The organism is Neobacillus kokaensis (assembly GCF_014656545.1).
GTDB lineage: Bacteria > Bacillota > Bacilli > Bacillales > Cytobacillaceae > Neobacillus > Neobacillus kokaensis.
Window position 1 is genome coordinate 183,252 of sequence record NZ_BNDS01000008.1, and the last position, 22,973, is coordinate 206,224.

Below are 22,973 nucleotides of genomic sequence, written 5' to 3' on the forward strand. Positions count from 1 at the left end.
CAATCACCCTCCTAACCCAAGCATGATAGTCTCAAGTGTGGCTTGAAGCGGTGAACTTAGAACACTTGGGTAAACACCAATTAACACAATTAACGCCATTAACACAAACACTGGTACTAATTCAACGCCGCGAAGATCAAGCACCCCGTCAAATTCACGGTGTGCTTTGCCATACGTCATGCCAAGAACGGCGCGAAGCAGGTAAGCAGCCGTCATGATAATACCAATCGTTCCGACAGCGGCAATCCATGGCTGTACTTTAAACAAGCCTAAGAATGCCATAAATTCGCTGACGAAGCCGGACATACCAGGAAGTCCTAGAGAAGCCATTGCCCCGGCAAGCAAGAAGCCTGCTGCAAGCGGCATTCCCTTCGCCAAGCCGCCCAGATTTTCGATCAGAGAAGTATCCGTGCGCTCGTACAGTACGCCAACAAGGAAGAACAATAGAGCAGAAATCAAGCCGTGTGATACCGCTTGGAAAATTGCCCCTTGAATCCCTGCTTCGTTCATGGCAGCAAGTCCGATTAACACGATTCCCATATGAGAAATAGAGGAATAGGCCAATACCATTTTAAAGTCTGTTTGAATAAACGCTAGGAACGCCCCGTAAAGCAGGTTAATGACGCCAAGAATGGCGATAAGCGTTGCAAGCTTTTCAAACTGCTGAGGGAAAATTCCCATGCCGAAACGGATTAACCCGTAGGCACCAATTTTTAAGAGAATACCAGAGTGAATCATAACAACGGATGGCGGTGCTTGAACGTGCACGCGCAGCATCCAGCTATGCAATGGAAAAATCGGTAACTTCACACCGAAAGCAACTAATAACGCAATGAACAAGCCAAGCTTAAAGCCGCCTTTAAATAATTGAGGGTCAGCCACCATCTGCTTTAACATCTCGATATTCGTTGTGCCTGTTTTCGCAAACAATACCATAATCACAATTAACAGAACAGCTGAACCTAAACCGTTATAGATTAAGAAGCTGTATGCTGCCTTTTCTTTTTCAAAATAACCCCATTTTCCGATTAAGAAGAATGTCGGAATTAACGTTACTTCAAAGAAGATGAAGAACAGGATTAAGTTTTCTGCTGTAAATACGCCAAGCATGCCCGTTACTAACAGAAGGAACAGCATGAAGTAGCCTTTCCATTCTTTTTTAATAAACTTGCAGGCGCCGATTGCTGCTAGTGTTGAAATAACGGAAGTCAATACAACCATCAACAGCTGGAAGCCATTAATACCGAGCTCGTAATAGACTGAGAAAATCGGCTCTTGGACGTTAATGCCACGGAACTGAATCCATGGAACCGACACGGAAAAATCAGATAGATTTTTCCCTGCAAGAAAATGCGCATAAACCGCAAGTGATAGAAGCAGTGCCGGCAGTGTGGCGAGAAAGCCGACTGCCTTGATGGCTTTTTCCTGCGCCTTCGGTATTATTGCCAGAACGATAATACCTAGTAAAGGGGAGAATACTAGGATTGAAAGTATGGAATGTAAATTCATCGTAAGTACCCCCCTGTTAGTGCATAGATGACGACCAGAACCGCGAGGCCAAGGAAGGCCACGGCACCGTATGTCTGTACCTGCCCGGACTGCATTTTCGAGCCCGTACGTCCAAGCCCTTGAACAATCCCGGTTACGCCTTTGACGATTCCTTCTACAAGGAAGACGTCAATGAATCGCAGCAGATAGCTGAAGCCAGTTACAAACGCAACAACTGTCAGCTTATAGAATTCGTCGATATAGTATTTGTTGTTTAAAACCGTGTGCAGCATGTCGCCTTTGCCGCTGAGCCAGTCAGGAGCAATCGAACGCTTGCCGTAAATTAAGTAAGCTAATAGAATGCCTGCCAATGAAACAACGGTGGCAGCAATCATAATCCATGCAGGACCTTCGATATGACTGTGTCCGAGCGCTGGGTTGCCGTCCACGAGCCAGTCACCAAGGAAAGAGCCGAACCATGGTGTGTTGACATAACCAGCCACAACCGCCAAGATGCCAAGCAGCACCATTGGCATGGTCATCACAGATGGTGATTCGTGTACATCTTTCTGTTTTCCGCGTTTTTCCCCGGTGAAGACCATAAAGAACAAGCGGAACATATAGAATGCCGTCATAAAGGCAGCGATTAATGCCAATAAGAAGAGAACAGGGTGTCCACCTTCCCATGCGGCGACTAAAATTTCGTCTTTACTGAAGAAACCGGATAATCCCGGTACCCCGCTGATCGCAAGTGTTCCAATTAGGAATAGCGGTGCAGTCAGCTTTAATTTCTTCCAAAGCCCGCCCATTTCCTCGATGTTCTGCGTATGCACCGCATGAATCACGGAACCGGCAGCAAGGAATAATAATGCCTTGAAAAAGGCGTGTGTCATCAAGTGGAACACACCGGCAACATAACCGGCAGAACCAAGTGCAAGCATCATGTAGCCCAGCTGTGAAACAGTTGAGTACGCAAGCACACGCTTAATATCTGTTTGAACAAGACCGATGCTGGCAGCAAAAATCGCTGTAATACCACCGATCGTGGCAACGGTTAAGAGTGCTGTTTTACTAGCTGTGAACAATGGGAATAGTGCAGCTACTAAGTATACCCCGGCAGCAACCATTGTTGCGGCGTGGATCAACGCAGATACAGGCGTCGGTCCTTCCATCGCGTCCGGAAGCCATGTATGAAGCGGGAACTGACCCGACTTCCCGACCGCTCCGATAAAAATTAGGATCGCCGTTAAGGTAATCATCGTGTTTGATACCCCACCAGCTTCAACAGCATTAAAAATCTCACTGTATTCAAAGCTCTTTGTTTGCCAGAAAAGAAGAATCATCCCAATTAAGAGACCAACGTCCCCGATACGGGTCATGATGAAGGCCTTTTTCGCAGCTGCCTTCGCTTCTTCCTTGTAATAATAGAATCCAATTAATAAGAAGGAACCAACACCAACCAGTTCCCAGAAAATATAGGTTTGCAGAATGTTAGGCGAAATAACGAGGCCCAGCATTGCAAAGGTGAACAACCCTAAATAGGCATAGAATATGTGGAACCGCTCGTCTCCGTGCATATAGCCTTTGGAGTAGGTATGTACCAAAAAACTTACGAGCGACACAATAAACAGCATTAATGCATTTAATTGGTTCACTTCAAAGCCCGCTGTTAGATGCAAATCCCCTATCGTGAGCCAGTTAAATTTCGCAAGGTAGCTCGGCTCTGAAAAGCGCTCAAATAATACTAGAATAGAGAAAACAAGCGACGCCAATGTCAGGAGAATTCCCACATACGCGCTCGCCTCCCTCAATCGCTTACCGATCAGAAGAAGGATCATAAACGATAATAGCGGGAAAAGCGGTATCAGCCATGCATTTTCCATCATTATCAAATCCCCTTTTCAAATGGGTGTCAGGCACCACTTGCGGCATCCGACACCATAAAGGTATCTAGTTTTTCATTTCGTTCATTTCGTCAATATGGACAGTTTTCTTATTGCGGTACAGCGCCATTAAGATTGCGAGTCCGACAGCAGCTTCGGCAGCGGCTACGGCCATCGCAAAGAGGGCAAAGATCTGTCCGTCAATTGATGGGTTTATGCCGTACTTACTGAAAGTTACGAGATTAATATTTACGGCATTCAGCATTAATTCAATTGAGATTAATACGATTACAGTATTTCTTTTGGTCAATGCACCGTACAAGCCGATGCAGAATAAAATCAGTGCCAGCGCAAGGAAGGCTGAAGCGGGGATTGAACTCATTCCTCATCCGCCTCCTTATCCTCTCGTTTTGCTAAAACAATCGCTCCGATTAAAGCGGCTAATAATAAGACTGATACGAATTCAAATGGAATAATGTATTTCGTGTATAACCCTTTACCAATTTGCATTGTATTGTCTTCATGCAAGGTTGTCGGAACCTGCTGGATATCGAAATTGTAGATTCCAAGATAAACCGCAAAGGCAAATCCAACAACTCCGAGAAAGACCAGAATCTTTCTCCATTTTCCTGATTTCGCTTCACTTTCGTCATATGGCTTCGTTAACATGATGCCGAATAGCATGATGATGGTAATGGCCCCGGAATAGATAAGTACCTGCACGGCGGCAACAAATTCCGCTGACAGCAGGATGTATACTCCGGCAATGCTGACGAAGGTGAAAATTAGGGCCACGACCATATGAACGACTTTATTCAGGTTTAATAAAAGCACGCCGCCGATGATCGCCACAAGTGCGAGGGCCATGAACGCGAAAAATTCACCCGAAAAGGTCATGGTTTATTCACCTGCCGTATATTTTCATCGTTTTCATCCAGCCATTCTAGGTTTTTAAATAACATGTCACGGCTGAATTCAGCGAGCTCAAAGTTATTTGTCATGATGATGGCTTCAGTTGGACATACCTCTGTACATAAGTCACAAAGGATGCAAATTTCAAAGTTAATATCGTACGTATCGATGATTTTACCCTTTTTCGTTGGGTCCGGATGCTTCTTTCCGGTTAACTGAATGCAGTCTGTCGGACAAATGTTAGCACATTGGTTGCAGACAATACATTTCTCCGGATAGAACTTCTGGATTCCGCGGAACCGGTCCGGCAGCGGCAGCGGTTCATTTGGATAATCATACGTCACCTTTTCACGCGTTAACTGTTTTAGGGTATACTTCAAGCCTTTAGCTAATCCAGTTCCAAGCACGTTGTTCACCCCTTTAAATAAATATCATTTTTAAAAATCAATTGGCGGTTGTACTGCGTCAATTGGCGGATAACGTTTTCCAATTGGCGCTTAGCATCAGTCAATTAGCGCTTACCGCTTTTTCCTTTAGAAAAATAACGACTTAATTAATGCAGTTAAGAAGATGTTAGCAAGTGCGATTGGCATTAGTACTTTCCAAGCGAATTCCATCAGTTTGTCGGCACGCATCCGCGGGAAGGTGCTTCGGAACCATAGGTAGACGAACAGGACGGCACAGAATTTAAGTGCAAACCAGACAGATGCTGGAATGAAGCTTAAGAAACTAAATGGTGCCAGCCAGCCGCCAAAGAAAAGAATTGTAACCAATGCGGTCATTGCAAATAAGTACACGTACTCCGCAAGCATGAAGAATGCCCAGCGGAAACCAGAATATTCAACATGGTAACCGGCAACAAGCTCTGACTCTGATTCAGGCAAGTCAAATGGCGTACGGCTCAATTCCGCAACCGATGCCGTTAAAAAGATTAAAAAGCCGATCGGCTGCAGTAAAATAAACCAGCCGTGCTTTTGTGCATGCACAATATCATTCAGGTTCAAGCTGCCTGATAGTAAAATAACACCCAATACGGACATAACAAGCGGGATTTCATACGAAATCATCTGTGCTGTTGCCCGTGCTCCCCCTAATAGGGAGTATTTGTTATTCGAAGCCCAGCCGCCAAGCAGCACGCCGAACACGGTCATCCCGGAAATTGCTACATAATACAGGAGTCCGACGTTAAGGTCAGCAAACTGGAACTTATCTGTAAAAGGAATGGTTGCCAAGACCATAAACGATGGCGCAAAAGCAATCACCGGTGCAATAATAAACAGCGGCCTATCAGCAACTTTTGGAATAATATCTTCTTTTAATAAGAGCTTCAAAACGTCTGCTACGGTTTGCAAAAGTCCAAAACGGCCGCCGACTTGGTTAGGACCGTGACGATTTTGCATGTAACCCATAACCTTCCGTTCTGCCAAGATTGAGTAGGTTACGAAGCCTAGTACAACTAACAATAAGACTACGCCAAACAGAAAGAAGATGGCAAAGTTGTACAGGCCGGGACTGGATTGCAGCATTTCCTCGATCATTAGCCGTCCACCTCTCCCAGTACAATATCAATTGCTCCTAAAATAGCAATCATGTTTGCAATGTTTTCCCCTTCTAACAGCTTAGGGAGAATTTGCAGATTATAGAATGATGGTCTTCTAAACTTTAAGCGGTACGGTTCTTTTTTTCCATCACTGGAAATATAACAGCCGATTTCGCCCCGCGGCGATTCGATTCTAACAAACGCTTCCCCTTTAGGAGCCTTGATGATTTTTGGCACCTTGGCAAGAATTTGACCTTCCTCAGGGAATTGTTCAACTGCTTGCTCAAGGATTTTCAGCGACTCTTCGATTTCCTGTGTACGGACATGGTAACGTGCTAACGCATCGCCGCCTTCATGTGTGATGACATCGAAATCAAACCGGTCATAAATGGAATACGGTTCATCTTTACGAAGATCCCACTTCACTCCGGTACAGCGAAGATTCGGTCCACTAAGCGAATAATTAATGGCATCCTCTTTCGTATACTTACCAATTCCTGTTACTCGGTTAACGAAGATTTCGTTCCCAGTTACAAGGGTGTGATAGCCTTTAATTTGTTCTCTCATATAAGGAATAAACTCTCTTACTTTTTGAATCCAGCCCTCTGGCGCATCCCACTTGACACCGCCAACACGCATATAGTTGAAGGTTAAGCGGCCGCCTGAGAGTTCGTTGAGCATGTTAATAATCATTTCCCGCTCACGGAACATGTAGATGAATGGACTTGTCGCCCCAAGGTCAAGTAAGTATGTACCCCACCAAACTAAGTGGCTGGCAACGCGCCCTAATTCCATCGCGATAACCCTTAAGTAATCCGCCCGTTCAGGCACCTGTATGCCCATCATCGTTTCAACAGCGTGGCAGATAACATAGTTGTTCGTCATCGCGGATAAGTAGTCCATCCGGTCTGTATATGGGATGATTTGTGTATATTGAAGATCTTCCGCTAATTTTTCAGTACCGCGGTGCAGATAGCCGATAACCGGTTCCGCTTTGGTGATCAGCTCCCCGTCCAGGTGTACCACTAGCCGGAAAACTCCGTGTGTACTTGGATGCTGCGGACCTACGTTCAGGATCATTTCTTCTGTTCTACTAACCACTGGCTACACCTCCACATCATACGGCTCATAGTCTTTTCTCAGTGGATAGCCAATCCATTCTTCACCAAGGAAAATCCGATGCAGGTTCGGATGTCCTGTAAACTTGATACCTAGTAAATCGTAGGCTTCACATTCTGGCCAGTCAGCCCCCGCCCAAATCGGCTGTACCGATTCAATCACTGGGTCATTGCGGTCAATCTTGGTTTTTAAAGCTACCGACTGACGATTTTTGTATGAGTATAAGTGAACATAAATTTCCATATGTGTTTCAAAATCAGTCCCATGCAGCTCTGATAAATAATCGAACCCTAACAGCTCATTAAATTTTAAAAACTGAGCTAATTTGAAGTAAGCATCGCGCTTCACAACCAATGTTGGGACATCTTTTGAGAGTTTATTTATATAAAAGTCCTCCAAAACCTCGGAGCCCATATTTTCTTCAATAACTTTTACATACTTGTCAAGGTATGGCTGGTTTGCAGATGGCGCTGCTTCTGATTCGGCTGAATCCGCTGCGGATGCTCCGCCTTTTGTTGCTGCCGCTGCTTTTGCTTTCGCTGCTGCTGCTGCCTTCGCCTTCGCTTTGGCCGCCGCAATTGCTTTTGCTTTTTCGTCATCGCCAGCTGCTGCGTCTCCGCCGGCTGCCTTGGCTTTAGCTGCTGCTGCCGCTTTTGCTTTCGCCGCCGCCGCTGCCTTCGCTTTGGCCGCTGCTGCTGCTTTTGCTTTCGCGTCATCACCTGCCGGGGCACTTTCATTATCTGCTCCTGCACCGCCTGCAAGCTCCATTGCTTTTCGTTTTGCTGCCGCCGCTGCTTTTGCCTTTGCTACTGCTGCGGCCTTTTTCTTCGCAAGGTCATCCGCATCTCCGGCCCCGCTGACCTCTGCTTCAACGGCTGGTTCCTCTGTATCTTGGATGCCTTCACGTTTTTTCTTTGCTAATGCTGCTGCTTTTGCCTTCGCGGCTGCTGCGGCCTTTTTCTTTGCGAGGTCGTCCGAGTCTGCGCCGGCACTGCTGTTTGCTGCTTGTGCTTGTGCTGCTGGTTCCTCATCCACAATTCCTTCACGTTTCTGTTTCGCTAGTGCGGCTGCTTTCGCCTTCGCGGCGGCTGCTGCCTTCTTCTTCGCGAGGTCATCCGCGCCTGCATCTGCACCGCTGTCTGCTGCTGGTGCTTGTGCTGCTGGTTCCTCATCCACAATTCCTTCGCGTTTCTTTTTCGCTTGTGCGGCTGCTTTCGCTTTTGCTGCTGCAGCGGCTTTCTTCTTCGCGAGGTCATCCGCGCCTCCAGCATTTTGTGCTGATGTGTCCGCAGTTGCCATTTCGGGCGCTGATGGCTTTGTTTCAGAGACTGCCGGTTCCTGCTTCTGCCCTGCTCCCTCTGCCGCCTTCGCCTGACGCTTCGCCAGTGCGGCTGCCTTAGCCTTTTCAGCTGCTTCTCGCTTTAGTTGGTCGAGATCTTTTTCCCCGCTCATCGACTAGATCACCTTCTTCCCAGTCTTCGCTTCATATTTGATTTTTTCCTTTAACTTATTAATACCGTAAATTAATGCTGCTGGGTTTGGAGGGCACCCAGGAATGTATACATCTACAGGTACGATTTGATCGACCCCTTTTACAACAGAGTACGATTTCACATACGGCCCGCCTGCTGTAGCACAGGATCCCATGGCAATTACCCACTTAGGTTCAGGCATTTGATCGTAAAGACGTCTTAAAATCGGCGCCATTTTCTTTGTCACCGTACCAGACACAATCATGCAGTCTGATTGACGCGGTGAAGGACGGAAAAAGGATCCAAATCGGTCTAAGTCGTAGTGTGCAGCACCCACGCCCATCATTTCAATCGCACAACAAGCCAGACCAAATGTTACTGGGTATAGTGAGCTGCTTCGCGCCCAACCCTTCACTTGCTCTAGCGTCGTCATAAATACATTTCTCTTTAACTCTTCCATTTGTAAATCTGTAATGCCATCTACTTTTAAATCCATCGTAGCACCTTCTTTTTCCAAGCGTATACTAAGCCGATTAATAGCATGATGACGAACAGCGCCATTTCAATCAATGCAAAAACGCCTAGTTTATCATAAGCAACTGCCCATGGATATAAAAACACCGTCTCTACATCAAAAATAACAAACATTAAGGCAAAAATATAATAGCGGACATTGAACTGCACACGGGAATCGTGAAACGGATCAATACCGCTTTCATATGTAGTATACTTCTCCGCACTTGGCTTAAACGGGCGCAGAAGCTTCCCCAATGTTAGAGCTACCACTGGCAGCAAAATCCCCAGACATAGGAACACAAAAACTATCAGATAATTATTCTGATATACATTTAAAAGTTCCATGTCTATCCCCTCCATTGTAAAATATTTTAAAACTTACTAATTTTGTAACCGAATTCATTATAGCATTGTTACTTACCCCTGTCGACAAACCTTATTATATAAAAATTGGAATTCTGCCCGCCGCTGAAATACCATAAATTAGGTTTATTGCACCTGCTCACAAGGTGTGTGAGTTTAGCATTTTTATTGTATGTTTGGCGTGCATTCGAGAAGGTTTTCATCGTTGGAATGCCATTAAAAATTCACAACAACACCTATTAAATACCAAAATTCATCTCCTGTCAGTGAGGTTTGTCAATGTTTAGAAAGTTATCGTAATTTTTTGCTTCTGGAAACCGACTAACTTCTATATATATGGGCGTCCCCTAATAAAGACTTATCCCTACCATCATATTCTAAAGGTTCGGTTTCATTCGAACTTTCCTTAAATGAGGACATCTTCACATTGTTTCATGAAAAAAGCCCCTTTGGAAGGCGCAGATGCCGTCCAGAGGGGCCTTGTTTTTTAAATTAGATTAGAATTTACGTTCTGCTACGTTGAGGCGGTTGGCAGCGCGGCGCAATGCTAACTCGGCACGTTTGAAGTCAATATGCTCAAGTTTTTGCTGTTTCATGCGCTGCTCGGCACGTTCTTTTGCTTTTAAGGCACGTTCTACGTCGATATCTTCAGCCTTTTCAGCAGATTGGGCTAATACCGTCACCTTTTCAGGACGAACTTCTAAAAATCCGCCGCTTACTGCGACAAATTCAGTTTTTCCATCCTTCTTAAGACGAACAACACCAATCTCAAGCGGAGCTACCATCGGCACGTGACCAGGCAAAATACCAAGCTCGCCTGTCTTAGCCTTTGTACTCACCATTTCCACATCGGATTCATATACCGGACCATCGGGAGTAACAACACTGACTTTAATCGTCTTCATTTTTTACCCTCCCCGGCTGGATTAGACCTCTACACCCATGCGTTTTGCGGCCTCAATCACTTCTTCGATACGGCCTACAAGACGGAACGCATCTTCTGGAAGGTGGTCATATTTACCTTCAAGAATTTCTTTAAATCCTTTAACGGTTTCTTTAACCGGCACGTATGAACCTGGCTGACCAGTGAACTGTTCAGCAACGTGGAAGTTTTGTGATAAGAAGAACTGGATACGACGCGCACGGGCAACGACTAACTTATCTTCGTCAGATAGTTCGTCCATACCAAGGATTGCGATGATATCCTGTAATTCACGGTATTTTTGTAATGTTTGCTGTACTTGACGAGCAACATTGTAATGCTCTTCTCCAACAATATCAGGGCTCAATGCACGAGATGTTGAAGCAAGCGGGTCTACCGCAGGGTAGATACCCATTTCAGAAAGCTTACGCTCAAGGTTTGTTGTAGCATCTAAGTGAGCGAAAGTTGTAGCCGGAGCCGGGTCAGTGTAGTCATCGGCTGGTACGTAAATCGCTTGGATTGATGTAACAGAACCTTTATTTGTTGAAGTGATACGCTCTTGTAATTTACCCATTTCTGTAGCAAGTGTCGGCTGGTAACCAACGGCAGATGGCATACGGCCAAGTAACGCAGAAACCTCAGAACCTGCTTGCGTGAAACGGAAAATGTTGTCGATGAACAATAACACGTCTTGTCCTTGCTCATCCCGGAAATATTCAGCCATTGTCAAACCAGTCAAGGCAACACGCATACGTGCACCTGGAGGCTCGTTCATTTGTCCGAATACCATCGCTGTTTGCTTGATAACGCCAGAATCTGTCATTTCGTGGTAAAGGTCGTTCCCTTCACGAGTACGCTCACCAACGCCGGCGAATACGGAAATACCGCTGTGCTCTTGTGCGATGTTATTGATTAATTCCTGGATTAATACGGTTTTACCTACACCGGCACCACCGAATAGACCGATCTTACCACCCTTAATATATGGGGCAAGAAGGTCAACTACCTTAATACCAGTTTCAAGAATTTCAACCTCAGTTGAAAGATTTTCATATGTTGGAGCTTCGCGGTGAATCGAATCACGGCGCGCACTTGCAGGAATTTCTTCCTTCAAGTCAATTGCTTCACCTAATACGTTAAATACACGGCCAAGTGTAGGCGCACCAACTGGTACAGAAATCGGTGCACCAGTATCTTCTACATCTAAACCACGGGTTACACCATCAGTAGATGCCATCGCGATTGTACGAACAGTATCATCACCTAAATGAATGGCTACTTCAAGGGTTAAGTTAATATCTACTTCAGATGCATTTTGCGCTTTTTTCACGACTTTAAGCGCATTATAGATCTCAGGAAGATGACCATTTTCGAACTTAACGTCAACAACCGGACCCATAACCTGAAGAACATGTCCTTTGCTCATCATTATTCCCTCCTAACTTACTCTTTGCTGAACAAACCGAACTATTTGTAAAAAATGGTGTAAGGCACCATATCATTATTGTCTAGCTCCAGCGCCCTAACGGCTAGTGTCCTTCGCACTCCGCCCTACGATAAGTCAACATCGAATCCCCTTCGGCTCTTCGTGTTTCCTTTATCTCAGTTGGAGCGCTCCATGCCATACGCCGCTGACCAGGGCGCTTCCGCTTTTCTATCTATTCTAACGCTGCTGCACCGCCGACGATTTCGGTGATTTCCTGTGTAATCGCTGCTTGGCGAGCGCGGTTGTAGCTTAGTGTTAAGCCTCGGATCAGTTCGTGTGCGTTGTCGGTTGCGTTACGCATAGCGGTCATCCGGGCAGCGTGCTCACTCGCTTTACTGTCTAAAAGCGCACCATAAATCAAGCTTTCCGCATACTGTGGAAGAAGTACTTCTAAAATCTCCTCAGCATTCGGCTCGAACTCATAAGAAGTAAGTTTATGTGAAGATCCCGCTAAATCCGTTAAAGGAAGAAGCTTCTTCTCGGTTACTTCCTGTGAAATCGCACTGATATAGTGGCTGTAATAAACATATAATTCATCGAATGTTCCATCAGAGAACATGCCGACTGTTGTGCTTGAAATGTCTTTAATTTCCTGGAAGCTTGGCTGGTCGTTAATACCAATGATATCAAGGACAACGTTGTAACCCCGCTTCACAAAAAAGTCACGCCCCACTCGGCCAATCGCAATAATCGCAAATTCGTCATTGGATTTATGACGGCTTTGGATTGTTTGATGGACACGGCGGATTACGTTACTGTTAAACGCACCAGCAAGTCCGCGGTCAGATGTAATCACGATGTAGCCTGTCTTTTTCACGGGACGATGGGTCAGCATCGGATGAATCACACCGCCTGCACCAACGGCAATTGATGCAGTCACTTCCTGGATTTTTTCCATATAAGGCACGAATGATTTTGCGTTCATAACACCGCGATTCCATTTCGCGGCAGAAGTCATTTCCATTGCCTTTGTAATTTGACTCGTCTTTTTCGTCGAATTAATCCGCGTTTTTATATCGCGTAATGAAGCCATAGGTTCTCACCACCCTCATTCAAAGAATGTGAGGCGAGGCGCGCGGCACCAAAGTAACCTAACACCATCGCCCCCGTTCAAAATGTCAGACCTTATTGTTCAGAAGAAGCAAACGTCTTTTTGAAAGAGTTGATTGCTTCAGCCATATCTTCGTCTTTTGGAAGATCTTTTGTTTTTGTAATTTGGTCTAACAGATCTTTACGGTTGTGGTCTAACCAGCTATGGAATTCTCCTTCAAAACGGCGAATATCCTGAACTGGGATATCATCAAGGAATCCGCGGGTTAAAGCGTAAAGAATCATAACTTGCTTTTCAACTGAAAGCGGCTTGTTAAGATCTTGCTTTAGAACCTCAACGGTACGAGCACCACGGTTAAGCTTCGCTTGGGTTGCCTTATCAAGGTCTGAACCGAACTGAGCAAATGCTTCTAATTCACGGTAAGAAGCAAGGTCAAGACGCAGTGTACCGGCAACCTTCTTCATTGCCTTAATTTGCGCAGAACCCCCTACACGTGAAACGGAAAGACCTGCGTTGATCGCCGGACGAACACCGGAGAAGAATAGGTCTGATTGTAAGAAAATTTGTCCATCTGTAATGGAGATAACGTTTGTTGGAATATAAGCAGAAACGTCCCCTGCTTGTGTTTCAATAAATGGTAATGCTGTGATAGAACCAGCACCAAGTTCATCATTTAATTTAGCAGCACGCTCTAATAGACGTGAGTGTAAGTAGAATACATCCCCTGGATATGCTTCACGACCTGGAGGACGGCGAAGTAACAAGGAAAGCTCACGGTATGCAGATGCCTGCTTTGATAAATCATCATATACGATTAATACGTGTTTACCGCTGAACATAAATTCTTCTGCCATTGCAACCCCTGCATATGGTGCTAAGAATAGCATTGGAGCAGGCTGTGAAGCAGATGCAGATACAACGATAGAGTATTCTAATGCGCCGTTTTTACGAAGTGTTTCAACGGCATTACGTACTGTTGATTCTTTTTGTCCAATTGCAACATAGATACAGATCATGTTTTGACCTTTTTGGTTCAAGATTGTATCGATTGCAACGGATGTTTTACCAGTTTGACGGTCACCGATGATTAACTCACGCTGGCCGCGTCCGATTGGCACAAGTGCGTCAATCGCTTTAATACCAGTTTGTAATGGCTCATGAACGGATTTACGAGCCATAACACCTGTAGCTACCTGCTCAACTGGACGGGTTTTCTTTGCATTGATTGGACCCATGCCATCGATTGGTTGTCCTAATGAGTTTACGACACGACCAATTAGTTCCTCACCAACCGGAACCTCCATGATGCGTCCTGTACGGCGAACCTCATCACCTTCTTTAATGTCTGTGAAAGGTCCAAGAATAATGATACCGACGTTATTTTCTTCAAGGTTTTGCGCCATACCCATAACGCCGTTCGCGAATTCAACAAGTTCTCCGGCCATGACATTGTCAAGACCATGGACACGTGCAATACCGTCACCAACAGAGATAACAGTACCAACATCGGTCACTTGAATTTCTGCCTGATAGTTTTCGATCTGCTGTTTTATCAGGGCACTGATTTCTTCAGCTTTGATGCTCATGAGTTTCACCCCTATTCATTTGAATCTATCCTAGCATTTTACGTTCTAAACGATCGAGTTTGCCGCGCAAACTGCCGTCATATATACGATTTCCAATTCTTAAGCGTAGACCGCCAAGCAAATCGGAATCAACGAAATTTTTAATATTTAAAGCCTTTTTACCGACTTTCGCTGCAAATACAGCGGAAACCGCTTCACGCTCTGCGTCAGACAATGCACGCGTGCTGTAAACATCCGCTTCAGCCACACCCATTTCCTCATTTGCCAGCGCTAAAAATTCATCTGCCACTGCCGCCAAATAATCTTCACGTTGGCGGTCAACTAATAAAAGCAATGTATTTAAGACGTAAACGTTGACAGAAGCAAACGCCTGAGACAATACTGCTTTTTTCGTTTCTTTCGTCAACTTGGAAGAATGAAGAACAGCCTTTAATTCAGGAGTATAGCCGGCAACTTCCTTAATGACGCGAAGGTCCTCAAGCATTACTCCGAGCAGCTGCTTTTCTTTGGCAATTTGCAAAAGAGCTAGCGCATAGCGTTTTGCTACCATTGAGCTGCTCATCGTAATTCTCCTGCCTCTTTAATATAGTCATTAATGAGTTTATCTTGATCTTGTGCACTCAGGTTCTTTTCAATTACTTTAGAAGCAACTAAGACAGACAAGTGCGCCACTTGCTCGCGTATTGCGACAACGGCCTTTTCCTTCTGCTGCTCAATTTCCAATTTAGCTGATTCTTTTAAGCGTTCAGCTTCACTGCGAGCTGTTGTAATAATTTCTTCACGCTGGATGTCGCCTTGCTTTCTCGCATTTTCGATTAAGCTTTGAGCTTCATTGCGTGCTTCTTTTAATAGATTACGCTGTTCATCTAATAATTTTTGTGCTTCTTTGCGGCTGTTTTCCGCTGCATCGATTTCACTTGCTACGTGTTGTGCACGCTGATCCATGATTCCCATCAACGGGCCCCATGCAAACTTCTTAAGCAAGAGCATTAAAACGATAAACATGACAAGCTGGAATACAATATCACCAGTATTAATACCTGTATGTGCCGCTTCGCCTAGTACAAGACTGCTTGTTAACACCTCGCACTTCACTCCCTTCAAGAGTCATTCCTTTATATCAAAATTCACTTGTTTTCAAATTCAATTTTTCGGGTAATACATAAAGCAATGGCGAAGGTTCTCACGAATGATCTTCGCCATCTGTTAGGCGTCAAAGACGCTTGATTATCTACCTTGAACCATAAACGCGATAACAACCGCGATGATCGGAATCGCCTCAACTAACGCTACCCCGATGAACATTGTAGTTTGAAGCATACCACGAGCCTCTGGCTGACGTGCAATCCCTTCAACTGTACGAGATACGATAAGACCGTTACCAATACCAGCACCTAGTGCTGCTAAACCAATTGCAATTGCTGCTGCTAAAACACCCATTGTAATAGTTCCTCCTTAAAATGTATAAAAAAGTTTATTTGTTTATTATTAATGGTCGCTTGCCACTTTGTGAGACAAGTAAACCATTGTTAACATGGTAAAAATAAATGCCTGAATTGCGCCTACGAAGACGGAGAATCCTTGCCATGCAAGCATTGGCAGAATCGCTGCCAAATGGCCGCCGACTCCAGTTGCAAGACTGCCCGCAAGCAATCCTAGTAAAATTTCACCCGCGTAAATGTTTCCGTAAAGACGGAGACCGAGTGTCAGAGTATTTGCAAACTCTTCGATAATTTTGATTGGGAGCATAAACCAGAATGGTTTTAAGAACTCTTTCGCATATGCGCCTGTCCCTTTCAGCTTCACACCGTAGTAGTGCGATAACCCGACAATCATTGTAGCCAAGGTTAATGTAATAGCTGGGTCAGCCGTTGGCGATTTCCACCAAAGCTCGCCGTCAATAACTACAGAGAATGGCAGTCCCAACATATTTGCTACAAAAATGTACATGATGATGGTAATTCCAAGAACATGGAATCTTCCGCCATCTTTCCAATCCATCGTACTGTTGATAATGTTTTTCACAAAATCCATAACCCACTCCATGAAATTCTGCATGCCAGTCGGCTTCATGGCGAGTGTTCGCGTAGATAGAACGGCTAATAAAAATACTACCACTGTGGCAACGGTAATCATAAGAACGTTAGCCAAGTTAAATTGCAGTCCGAGAAATGTAACTATCGGATTTTCATGATGCAACAGTATTCACCTCGCTTCCCTGCTATTTATTTATTTTCAAAGTGTGAATAAAAAAATCTATCATAATGACAATATAGGATGTCATTAATCCCAAAACGATAGCGATGATATTGAGGTATTCCGGATATCTTAGGGCAACGATGACAGCGAGGGCGCCAGAAGCCATTCTTGAAAAGGTTCCAAGCGAGCGGACGTTTTGCCCTTTTAGCACTTTTTCGCCAAATTGTTCGGTTTTTCGCACCATTAACCACAAATTAAAAAGGCTCAAACCCGTCCCAAAAATCAGACCCAAAAAGACCGATTGAAAAGACGTGAACCCCCAGCCAAGCACGTAAATCGCCAGCAAGTAAAACATCCATTTTTTACTTCTTGTAAAAACTTCATGAAGTTCAGGCATGGCGGCTTAATCTCCCGAAAAAAAGTGGCGGATTGACACAAACATGGAATAAATCCCAGCCGTAAGTCCGATGAACAATCCGATGATGAGGAAAATGGGATCAGTATCCCACTGTTGGTCCAGCCATCTTCCTCCAAAAACACCAATCAGCGTTGACCCAGCAAGCTGAGCAAGAATGACAGACATTAGACCCATCGCTTTAAATGGATTGCGGTCATTTTTCATATAAAAATCATCCCCACTTTACGAGAATGAGTAACGGACTCTAGCTATTTTAGAAGGTTGTGACAAGTTTGTGAAAACCCTCCCAATTACACCTTTTTTAGCATACAATAGGCACCTAGCAAAGTCAATGAATTTACAGGAATAATTCCACATTTGTCCAACAAAATTTTTTCCAATTGTCATCTATAGTAAACACTATTATTGTATTGTAAATTTGGTCGAATTTTTGCCTAATTTGTGTCCATTTTGTGAACAATTTGTTAATGGCATGTAAAAAAGCACCGTTAAACGAATTTAGCGGTGCTTTTTTGTTATTATTTTACGATTGTAATCATGGTTTCAATATAATCCTCTTTTCCAGCCTTTTTGGCAAATACTTTAGCTAAGTAGGTCCCTTCAGCCGGCAGTTCGTCTAAGGTGAACTCCTCCCTTATAAGCCCGTTCTTAACATTTGTGTTTGTATGCAAAAAGCCAACGAATCGATAGCTTTCAGGATTAAACAAGGCAATCCCAAATTCCTCGGCTCCTCCTGGCAAATAGACTTCATATCGGTAGGTCCCCGGCTCATCCCCTTCCGCAAAATCAAAGCCCATTACTCTTGGGTACCCCGGTTCCTCAAGTACATATAAATATGGAATGCTGATGATGCTGCTGCCCGCGTACAATTTTAAATAACCATCATGAATTTTCCTTTTAAAATGTTCCGGGTCAACGATTAAGCGAACGGTAACTTTCTTTGACTGCTTAGGCTCTAATGTGAACGATAATGGAACCCGCCAATCGAGCCCATCCACATAAGGCGGAACAGCAAACGAATAACCCTGTTTTTGATTGCTTCTATTTTCAATGTGTAATATAACCTTATGGACATTATGCCGTTCGGTATATTTGCCGAACCTTATACTGCCGGGAGAGACAAGCGATTCTGCCTTTATGGCTTCGGGAACTTGTATTCGCCCTGCCCCCTGCTCAAAGGTACGGTAGCGTTTGACAATTGGTTTAGCTGAACGATTTCGATTTGGTACGGTGAACTTCGACGTTCTATTCCAATTAGGAGCTCGTGCTTCATCAGCTTCGACCAGCGGTTTTGCTGTATTCATTAACGCCGACTTGATTTGCTCCGGTGTCCAATCGGGGTGGGCCTGCTTGATGAGCGCACACGCCCCGGCCACATGCGGTGCTGCCATACTGGTTCCCTGCAATGATAAGTATCCACCCGGTACCGTAGAATTGATGGCCACACCTGGTGCTAGAATATCGGGCTTGATTTCCCATGTCCCGGTAACCGGTCCCCTCGAACTAAAGTCAGCAAGCTGATCCTTTTCCTTCCTTATGTTGAGTCTTGCAGTCTTTGGCTGCTGTTTTTTTAAAAATTCGCCGTCTTTCTTTGGCAGCGAACCAACCGGTATGGCGATTTCTCTATCGAGGTTGCCGATAAGGCCGCCGCCGATATTGTTATAAATCAGGACCGCTTTAGCTCCCGCTTCCTCCGCATTCTTTGCTTTTTCTGAAAACGTGAATGTACCACGTTTAATCAGGACAATTTTTCCTTGAACATGCTTGAGATCCTTCTTCCGTCCAAGACCTCCGTCGACTATTTCATACGAGCGGTCAAGCTTCCAATCTACCGAGCCCTCCATCGGCTGAATTCGAATTTTATCCCGTGTTCCTTCTATTAATAGATACGGTATCTCCATTGTCGGTGTTGAGGCTCCAACGGATATCGCTTTTGATGAGGTGCCCGGCGAGCCGACTGTCCAAACATTAGGGCCAGAGTTGCCAGCGGCCGCCACCGCAACAATTCCCTTTTCGACGGCACGGTCAAGCGCTAGGCTGATGGGCAGGTCAGGGCCGTTAATACTGTTGCCAAGCGATAGATTCACAATATCAACCTTGTCTTTGATGGCCTGGTCAATCGCCGCTAACACCTGCTCCGTCGTACCCCCGCCGCCAGGTCCGAGCGCTCGGTAAGCCACTATTTTTGCTTCAGGGGCTACACCCTTTATTTTTCCATTAGCTGCGATAATCCCAGCAACATGTGTGCCGTGAATTGTCGCCTTTCCCGGGATCTGCGTCTCCATCGGGTCATTGTCATTATCCACCAAATCCTGGCCGCCTTTATAATTCGGCTTGAGATCTGGATGGGTATAGTCCACTCCAGTATCGATGACCCCTACCGTGATGCCTTTCCCGGTTAGACGTTTGTTTTTACTGTCAAAAAAGCCGCGGACCTCATCGCCGCCAATGATCTTGACGCTTTCCTCTGTTTGCACCTGGTACTTCGTTACCGGCGAAACGTGGATCATTTGTTTTTGCTGCTGTGTTAGGCGGGCGATTGCCTCCGGTGTACCTTGGATGGAAAAGCCGTCGAGCGCCTCTTGAAAAATCCGTCGGAGTCTTAAGCCTTTGTATGATTTAATAAGACGTTTGATTTCCTCTTCTGTATGCCTTCTGTCAAGCACAACAATGGCGACTGTTTCTTTGGTTGATTTTGGGATTGGCGGGTGGATGAGCTGTTTTGGTTTTGTTTGGGTTTGGGTATGAGTTTGTGTTGGCAGTTCCGAAACTGGCATTATTTGAAACGCTAGAAGCAAGGATAATAGAAGTTTCATTTGAAGAAGTCCCCTTTTTTCATATCGTTTTCCTTGAGAGGGGAAAGTATGCAGTTGTTGGGGAGGTAATATTTTGTTCCACAAATGATTCATGGGGATTTGTCCTTTCATAAAAGCTGAAGGACATTTCAAGGTTTTTCTTATGACTTTTGGCCTTCATAAAGGCTATGAAGGACATTTCGAGATCTTTTTTTATGATTTTTGTCCTTCACAAGGGCTATGAAGGACAGTTTGGGCTCTTTTTCAAAAACTTTTGTCTTTCATAAGTAAAAACAGCCTTAAACACCAAAAAGCCAGGCAACCAACAGCCTGGCTTAGGTAACTTCAAAAAATTATTTCGTCCCGAATAACCGGTCTCCGGCATCGCCAAGTCCTGGTACGATGTAGCCGTGATCGTTCAGCTTCTCGTCTAATGCTGCAATGTAGATGTCAACGTCTGGGTGTTCATTTTTCACAGCTTCGACGCCTTCTGGTGCTGCAATTAAGCACATAAATTTAATATGTTTTGCGCCGCGCTTTTTCAAGGCATGAATCGCATCAATAGCGGAACCACCAGTTGCGAGCATTGGGTCAACCACAATAAAGTCGCGCTCTTTCACATCTGTTGGCAGCTTCACATAGTATTCGACAGGCTTTAATGTTTCCGGGTCGCGGTACAATCCGACGTGGCCAACCTTTGCGGCCGGAATCAGTTTTAATACACCATCCACCATGCCAATACCTGCCCGTAGAATGGGAACAATCCCAATTTTCTTCCCGGACAAAACTTTTGAGTTTGTTTTACAAACCGGTGTTTCAATTTCGATATCTTCAAGCGGCATATCCCTTGTGATTTCAAACGCCATCAATGTCGCTACTTCATCTACCAGCTCGCGGAATTCCTTTGTTCCTGTATTAATATCACGTATGTAAGTCAGCTTATGCTGGATTAGCGGATGGTCGAAGACGTAAACCTTTGCCACAAAAATCGCCCCTTTTTATTAAGTATTTAATTTTTACACTGCGGTTAATTTTACAGAAAAACAATCGAATGAGCAACACCAATACTTGGCTTATATGTAAAAAAAATCGGCCTGCTATATATAGTTAGGCCGATTCTTGAAATTAATATTCAGGATAAAGTGTAAATTTGCTTGTTAATGCTTCAACGCGCTCGCGTGCTTCAGCAAGTTTCGCTTCATCTTCATGATTCTTCAATGTAAAAGCAATGATAGAGGCAATTTCATCCATGTCTTCTAAACCAAAACCACGTGAAGTAACGGCGGCAGTACCGATGCGGATACCGCTTGTTACGAATGGGCTTTGCTGGTCAAATGGAATTGTATTTTTGTTAACCGTAATGCCGACTTCATCAAGTACGTGCTCAGCTACTTTACCAGTTAAGCCGATTGCTGAAACGTCTACAAGCAGCAAGTGGTTGTCTGTACCGCCAGACACAAGCGTTAAGCCATCTTTTTGCAGGCTTTCTGCTAAGCGCTGTGCGTTCGCAATGATGTTCTGCGCATATTCTTTAAAGCTGTCCTGTAATGCTTCGCCAAAAGCAACCGCTTTAGCTGCGATGACGTGCATTAATGGACCGCCTTGAATACCAGGGAAAATTGATTTATCAATCTTCTTGCCAAATTCTTCTGTTGTTAAAATCATACCGCCGCGAGGTCCGCGAAGGGTTTTGTGCGTTGTTGTTGTCACAAAATGAGCGTATGGCACTGGGTTTTGGTGCAAGCCTGCTGCAACAAGACCAGCGATGTGAGCCATATCAACCATTAAGTAAGCACCGACTTCATCCGCAATCTCGCGGAACTTGGCGAAGTCGATTTCACGCGGATACGCACTCGCACCGGCTACAATCAGCTTTGGTTTGTGCTCAAGAGCTTTTGCACGAACGTCTTCATAATTGATGCGGTGAGTTTTTTCATCCACGCCATATTCAACGAAGTTATATTGAACACCACTGAAGTTAACCGGGCTGCCGTGTGTTAAGTGACCGCCATGGGAAAGGTTCATACCTAGCACAGTGTCTCCTTGCTCAAGGATTGTGAAATAAACAGCCATATTTGCCTGAGCACCAGAGTGCGGCTGAACGTTTACATATTCAGCGCCAAAAATTTCTTTCGCACGGTTACGCGCTAAATCTTCCACGATATCAACATATTCACAGCCGCCATAGTAACGGCGTCCAGGGTAGCCTTCTGCATATTTATTGGTTAAAACAGATCCTTGCGCCTCCATAACCGCTTCACTAACAAAGTTTTCTGAGGCAATTAATTCGATTTTTGCACGCTGACGGCCTAGTTCTTGCTGAATCGCTTGGAATACCTGCTCGTCCGCTTGAGACAAATGCTTCATGTTCGATAGTCCCCCTTAGTTTATGTATAAATAATTTCGACAATTCCTTTTCCATTGTAGCACGGTTTTTCGCAAAAATGTACTATTTTTCGGTTTTGGTAAAATTTTTATTGGTTATTTTTATTTCACAAGCTCTAATTTCACCAAAACACGAACAATATTAATTTTAACACTTGTAATTTTCGGCTTTATCCTCATAAACAGCTCTAGCTCCGCCGATCAGCTTTGGTCTTGTTTTTGCCAATGTTACAAGGGCATTGCCAACTGTTTTCTGCGATACCCGGATTGGTACGGCGACATGCTTCAAATGCATACCGATTAAGGTTTGGCCGATATCGATTCCAGCTTCTGCCTTGACGAATTCGACGACAACGGCATCATCTAGGTGGTTAAACGCATAGGTCGCCATCGCCCCGCCTGCTTTTCGGACGGGAACCACGGAAACCTCCTCCAACTGCCGTGCAGCTGCAACCGACCGCTCGATGACGATTGCCCGGTTCAAATGCTCGCAGCATTGAAAGGCCAGCCCGATCCCAGTTTGGGCCTGCAATTTTTTCAACGCTTGAAAAATCATTTCGGCGACCTCAAAGGTTCCCGCCGTTCCAATTCGTTCGCCGGCAACCTCGCTTGTACTGCAGCCAATAACTAATAGCTCACCAGGCTTCAGTGTCGCCTGTGCATTAAATTCTGTTAATATCGTATTAAGCTGTTTTTCCCATTCGTGAATCATACATGGCCGCCCCTTTCATAAAGATATTTTATTAAGTATTCTATTCCTAGACGGAGCCCTTCGGTAAAAACGAAACACATTGACCAAGCATCGGACTTTATTCTGTTTTTGGGCAATGGAACACCT

The 22,973-nt window shown here is 44.8% G+C and carries 24 protein-coding genes; all 24 read right to left on the reverse strand.

Going from position 1 to position 22,973, the window contains the following annotated elements; genetic code table 11:
- Positions 1–3 precede the first annotated feature (3 nt).
- Positions 4–1,509 carry an NADH-quinone oxidoreductase subunit M gene (locus IE222_RS11715; protein ID WP_191272949.1) on the reverse strand — a complete coding sequence of 502 codons (1,506 nt, stop codon included), beginning with the start codon at positions 1,507–1,509 and terminating at the stop codon, positions 4–6.
- Positions 1,506–3,374 (reverse strand): NADH-quinone oxidoreductase subunit L, encoded by a 1,869-nt coding sequence (gene nuoL / locus IE222_RS11720; protein ID WP_191272951.1) that lies wholly within the window; start codon positions 3,372–3,374, stop codon positions 1,506–1,508. The genes IE222_RS11715 and nuoL overlap by 4 nt, the downstream gene beginning before the upstream one ends.
- A 64-nt stretch (positions 3,375–3,438) precedes the next feature.
- The gene (gene nuoK / locus IE222_RS11725) at positions 3,439–3,753 is read right to left on the reverse strand and encodes an NADH-quinone oxidoreductase subunit NuoK (protein WP_191272953.1); all 315 of its coding nucleotides are present in this window, start codon (positions 3,751–3,753) and stop codon (positions 3,439–3,441) included.
- Positions 3,750–4,268, reverse strand: coding sequence for an NADH-quinone oxidoreductase subunit J (locus IE222_RS11730; RefSeq protein ID WP_191272955.1), 519 nt, complete (start codon positions 4,266–4,268; stop codon positions 3,750–3,752). The genes nuoK and IE222_RS11730 overlap by 4 nt, the downstream gene beginning before the upstream one ends.
- Positions 4,265–4,690 (reverse strand): NADH-quinone oxidoreductase subunit NuoI, encoded by a 426-nt coding sequence (gene nuoI, locus IE222_RS11735; RefSeq protein WP_191272957.1) that lies wholly within the window; start codon positions 4,688–4,690, stop codon positions 4,265–4,267. Before nuoI ends, IE222_RS11730 begins: the two co-directional genes overlap by 4 nt.
- Before the next feature lie 126 nt (positions 4,691–4,816).
- Complete coding sequence (nuoH, locus tag IE222_RS11740) at positions 4,817–5,821, reverse strand: NADH-quinone oxidoreductase subunit NuoH (protein WP_191272959.1); 1,005 nt, start codon at positions 5,819–5,821, stop codon at positions 4,817–4,819.
- Positions 5,821–6,903, reverse strand: a complete 1,083-nt coding sequence (locus tag IE222_RS11745; protein ID WP_191273015.1) for an NADH-quinone oxidoreductase subunit D — start codon at positions 6,901–6,903, stop codon at positions 5,821–5,823. The genes nuoH and IE222_RS11745 overlap by 1 nt, the downstream gene beginning before the upstream one ends.
- Positions 6,904–6,927: 24 nt before the next feature.
- Entirely contained in the window at positions 6,928–8,394 is a 1,467-nt protein-coding gene (locus IE222_RS11750; protein WP_191272961.1) for an NADH-quinone oxidoreductase subunit C, read from the reverse strand.
- Between the two features lie 3 nt (positions 8,395–8,397).
- Positions 8,398–8,910 carry a NuoB/complex I 20 kDa subunit family protein gene (locus tag IE222_RS11755; RefSeq protein WP_191272963.1) on the reverse strand — a complete coding sequence of 171 codons (513 nt, stop codon included), beginning with the start codon at positions 8,908–8,910 and terminating at the stop codon, positions 8,398–8,400.
- Complete coding sequence (locus IE222_RS11760) at positions 8,901–9,275, reverse strand: NADH-quinone oxidoreductase subunit A (protein ID WP_191272965.1); 375 nt, start codon at positions 9,273–9,275, stop codon at positions 8,901–8,903. The genes IE222_RS11755 and IE222_RS11760 overlap by 10 nt, the downstream gene beginning before the upstream one ends.
- A gap of 515 nt (positions 9,276–9,790) precedes the next feature.
- The gene (locus tag IE222_RS11765) at positions 9,791–10,198 is read right to left on the reverse strand and encodes a F0F1 ATP synthase subunit epsilon (protein ID WP_191272967.1); all 408 of its coding nucleotides are present in this window, start codon (positions 10,196–10,198) and stop codon (positions 9,791–9,793) included.
- A gap of 21 nt (positions 10,199–10,219) precedes the next feature.
- Positions 10,220–11,641: a F0F1 ATP synthase subunit beta gene (atpD, locus tag IE222_RS11770; RefSeq protein WP_191272969.1), complete on the reverse strand. Its 1,422-nt coding sequence runs from the start codon at positions 11,639–11,641 to the stop codon at positions 10,220–10,222.
- A 232-nt stretch (positions 11,642–11,873) separates the two neighbouring features.
- Entirely contained in the window at positions 11,874–12,734 is an 861-nt protein-coding gene (gene atpG, locus IE222_RS11775; RefSeq protein ID WP_191272971.1) for an ATP synthase F1 subunit gamma, read from the reverse strand.
- Between the two features lie 92 nt (positions 12,735–12,826).
- Entirely contained in the window at positions 12,827–14,338 is a 1,512-nt protein-coding gene (gene atpA, locus IE222_RS11780) for a F0F1 ATP synthase subunit alpha (protein ID WP_191272973.1), read from the reverse strand.
- 25 nt (positions 14,339–14,363) lie between these two features.
- On the reverse strand, positions 14,364–14,900 hold the full coding sequence (locus IE222_RS11785; protein WP_191272975.1) for a F0F1 ATP synthase subunit delta: 537 nt from the start codon (positions 14,898–14,900) through the stop codon (positions 14,364–14,366).
- Positions 14,897–15,421 carry a F0F1 ATP synthase subunit B gene (locus IE222_RS11790; RefSeq protein WP_191272977.1) on the reverse strand — a complete coding sequence of 175 codons (525 nt, stop codon included), beginning with the start codon at positions 15,419–15,421 and terminating at the stop codon, positions 14,897–14,899. Before IE222_RS11790 ends, IE222_RS11785 begins: the two co-directional genes overlap by 4 nt.
- 144 nt (positions 15,422–15,565) lie before the next feature.
- A complete protein-coding gene (atpE, locus tag IE222_RS11795) occupies positions 15,566–15,778 on the reverse strand; it encodes a F0F1 ATP synthase subunit C (RefSeq protein ID WP_003253662.1) in 213 nt (70 codons plus the stop codon).
- A 48-nt stretch (positions 15,779–15,826) separates the two neighbouring features.
- On the reverse strand, positions 15,827–16,537 hold the full coding sequence (gene atpB, locus IE222_RS11800) for a F0F1 ATP synthase subunit A (protein ID WP_191272979.1): 711 nt from the start codon (positions 16,535–16,537) through the stop codon (positions 15,827–15,829).
- 22 nt (positions 16,538–16,559) lie between these two features.
- Positions 16,560–16,934 (reverse strand): ATP synthase subunit I, encoded by a 375-nt coding sequence (locus tag IE222_RS11805; RefSeq protein WP_191272982.1) that lies wholly within the window; start codon positions 16,932–16,934, stop codon positions 16,560–16,562.
- Between the two features lie 6 nt (positions 16,935–16,940).
- A complete protein-coding gene (locus tag IE222_RS11810; RefSeq protein ID WP_191272984.1) occupies positions 16,941–17,159 on the reverse strand; it encodes an AtpZ/AtpI family protein in 219 nt (72 codons plus the stop codon).
- A gap of 314 nt (positions 17,160–17,473) precedes the next feature.
- Complete coding sequence (locus IE222_RS11815; RefSeq protein WP_191272986.1) at positions 17,474–19,771, reverse strand: S8 family serine peptidase; 2,298 nt, start codon at positions 19,769–19,771, stop codon at positions 17,474–17,476.
- Between the two features lie 332 nt (positions 19,772–20,103).
- On the reverse strand, positions 20,104–20,733 hold the full coding sequence (gene upp, locus IE222_RS11820) for a uracil phosphoribosyltransferase (protein WP_191272988.1): 630 nt from the start codon (positions 20,731–20,733) through the stop codon (positions 20,104–20,106).
- 142 nt (positions 20,734–20,875) lie between these two features.
- On the reverse strand, positions 20,876–22,117 hold the full coding sequence (gene glyA / locus IE222_RS11825) for a serine hydroxymethyltransferase (RefSeq protein WP_191272989.1): 1,242 nt from the start codon (positions 22,115–22,117) through the stop codon (positions 20,876–20,878).
- Positions 22,118–22,283: 166 nt separating this feature from the next.
- Positions 22,284–22,847, reverse strand: a complete 564-nt coding sequence (locus IE222_RS11830; RefSeq protein WP_191272991.1) for a TIGR01440 family protein — start codon at positions 22,845–22,847, stop codon at positions 22,284–22,286.
- Between the last annotated feature and the right edge of the window lie 126 nt (positions 22,848–22,973).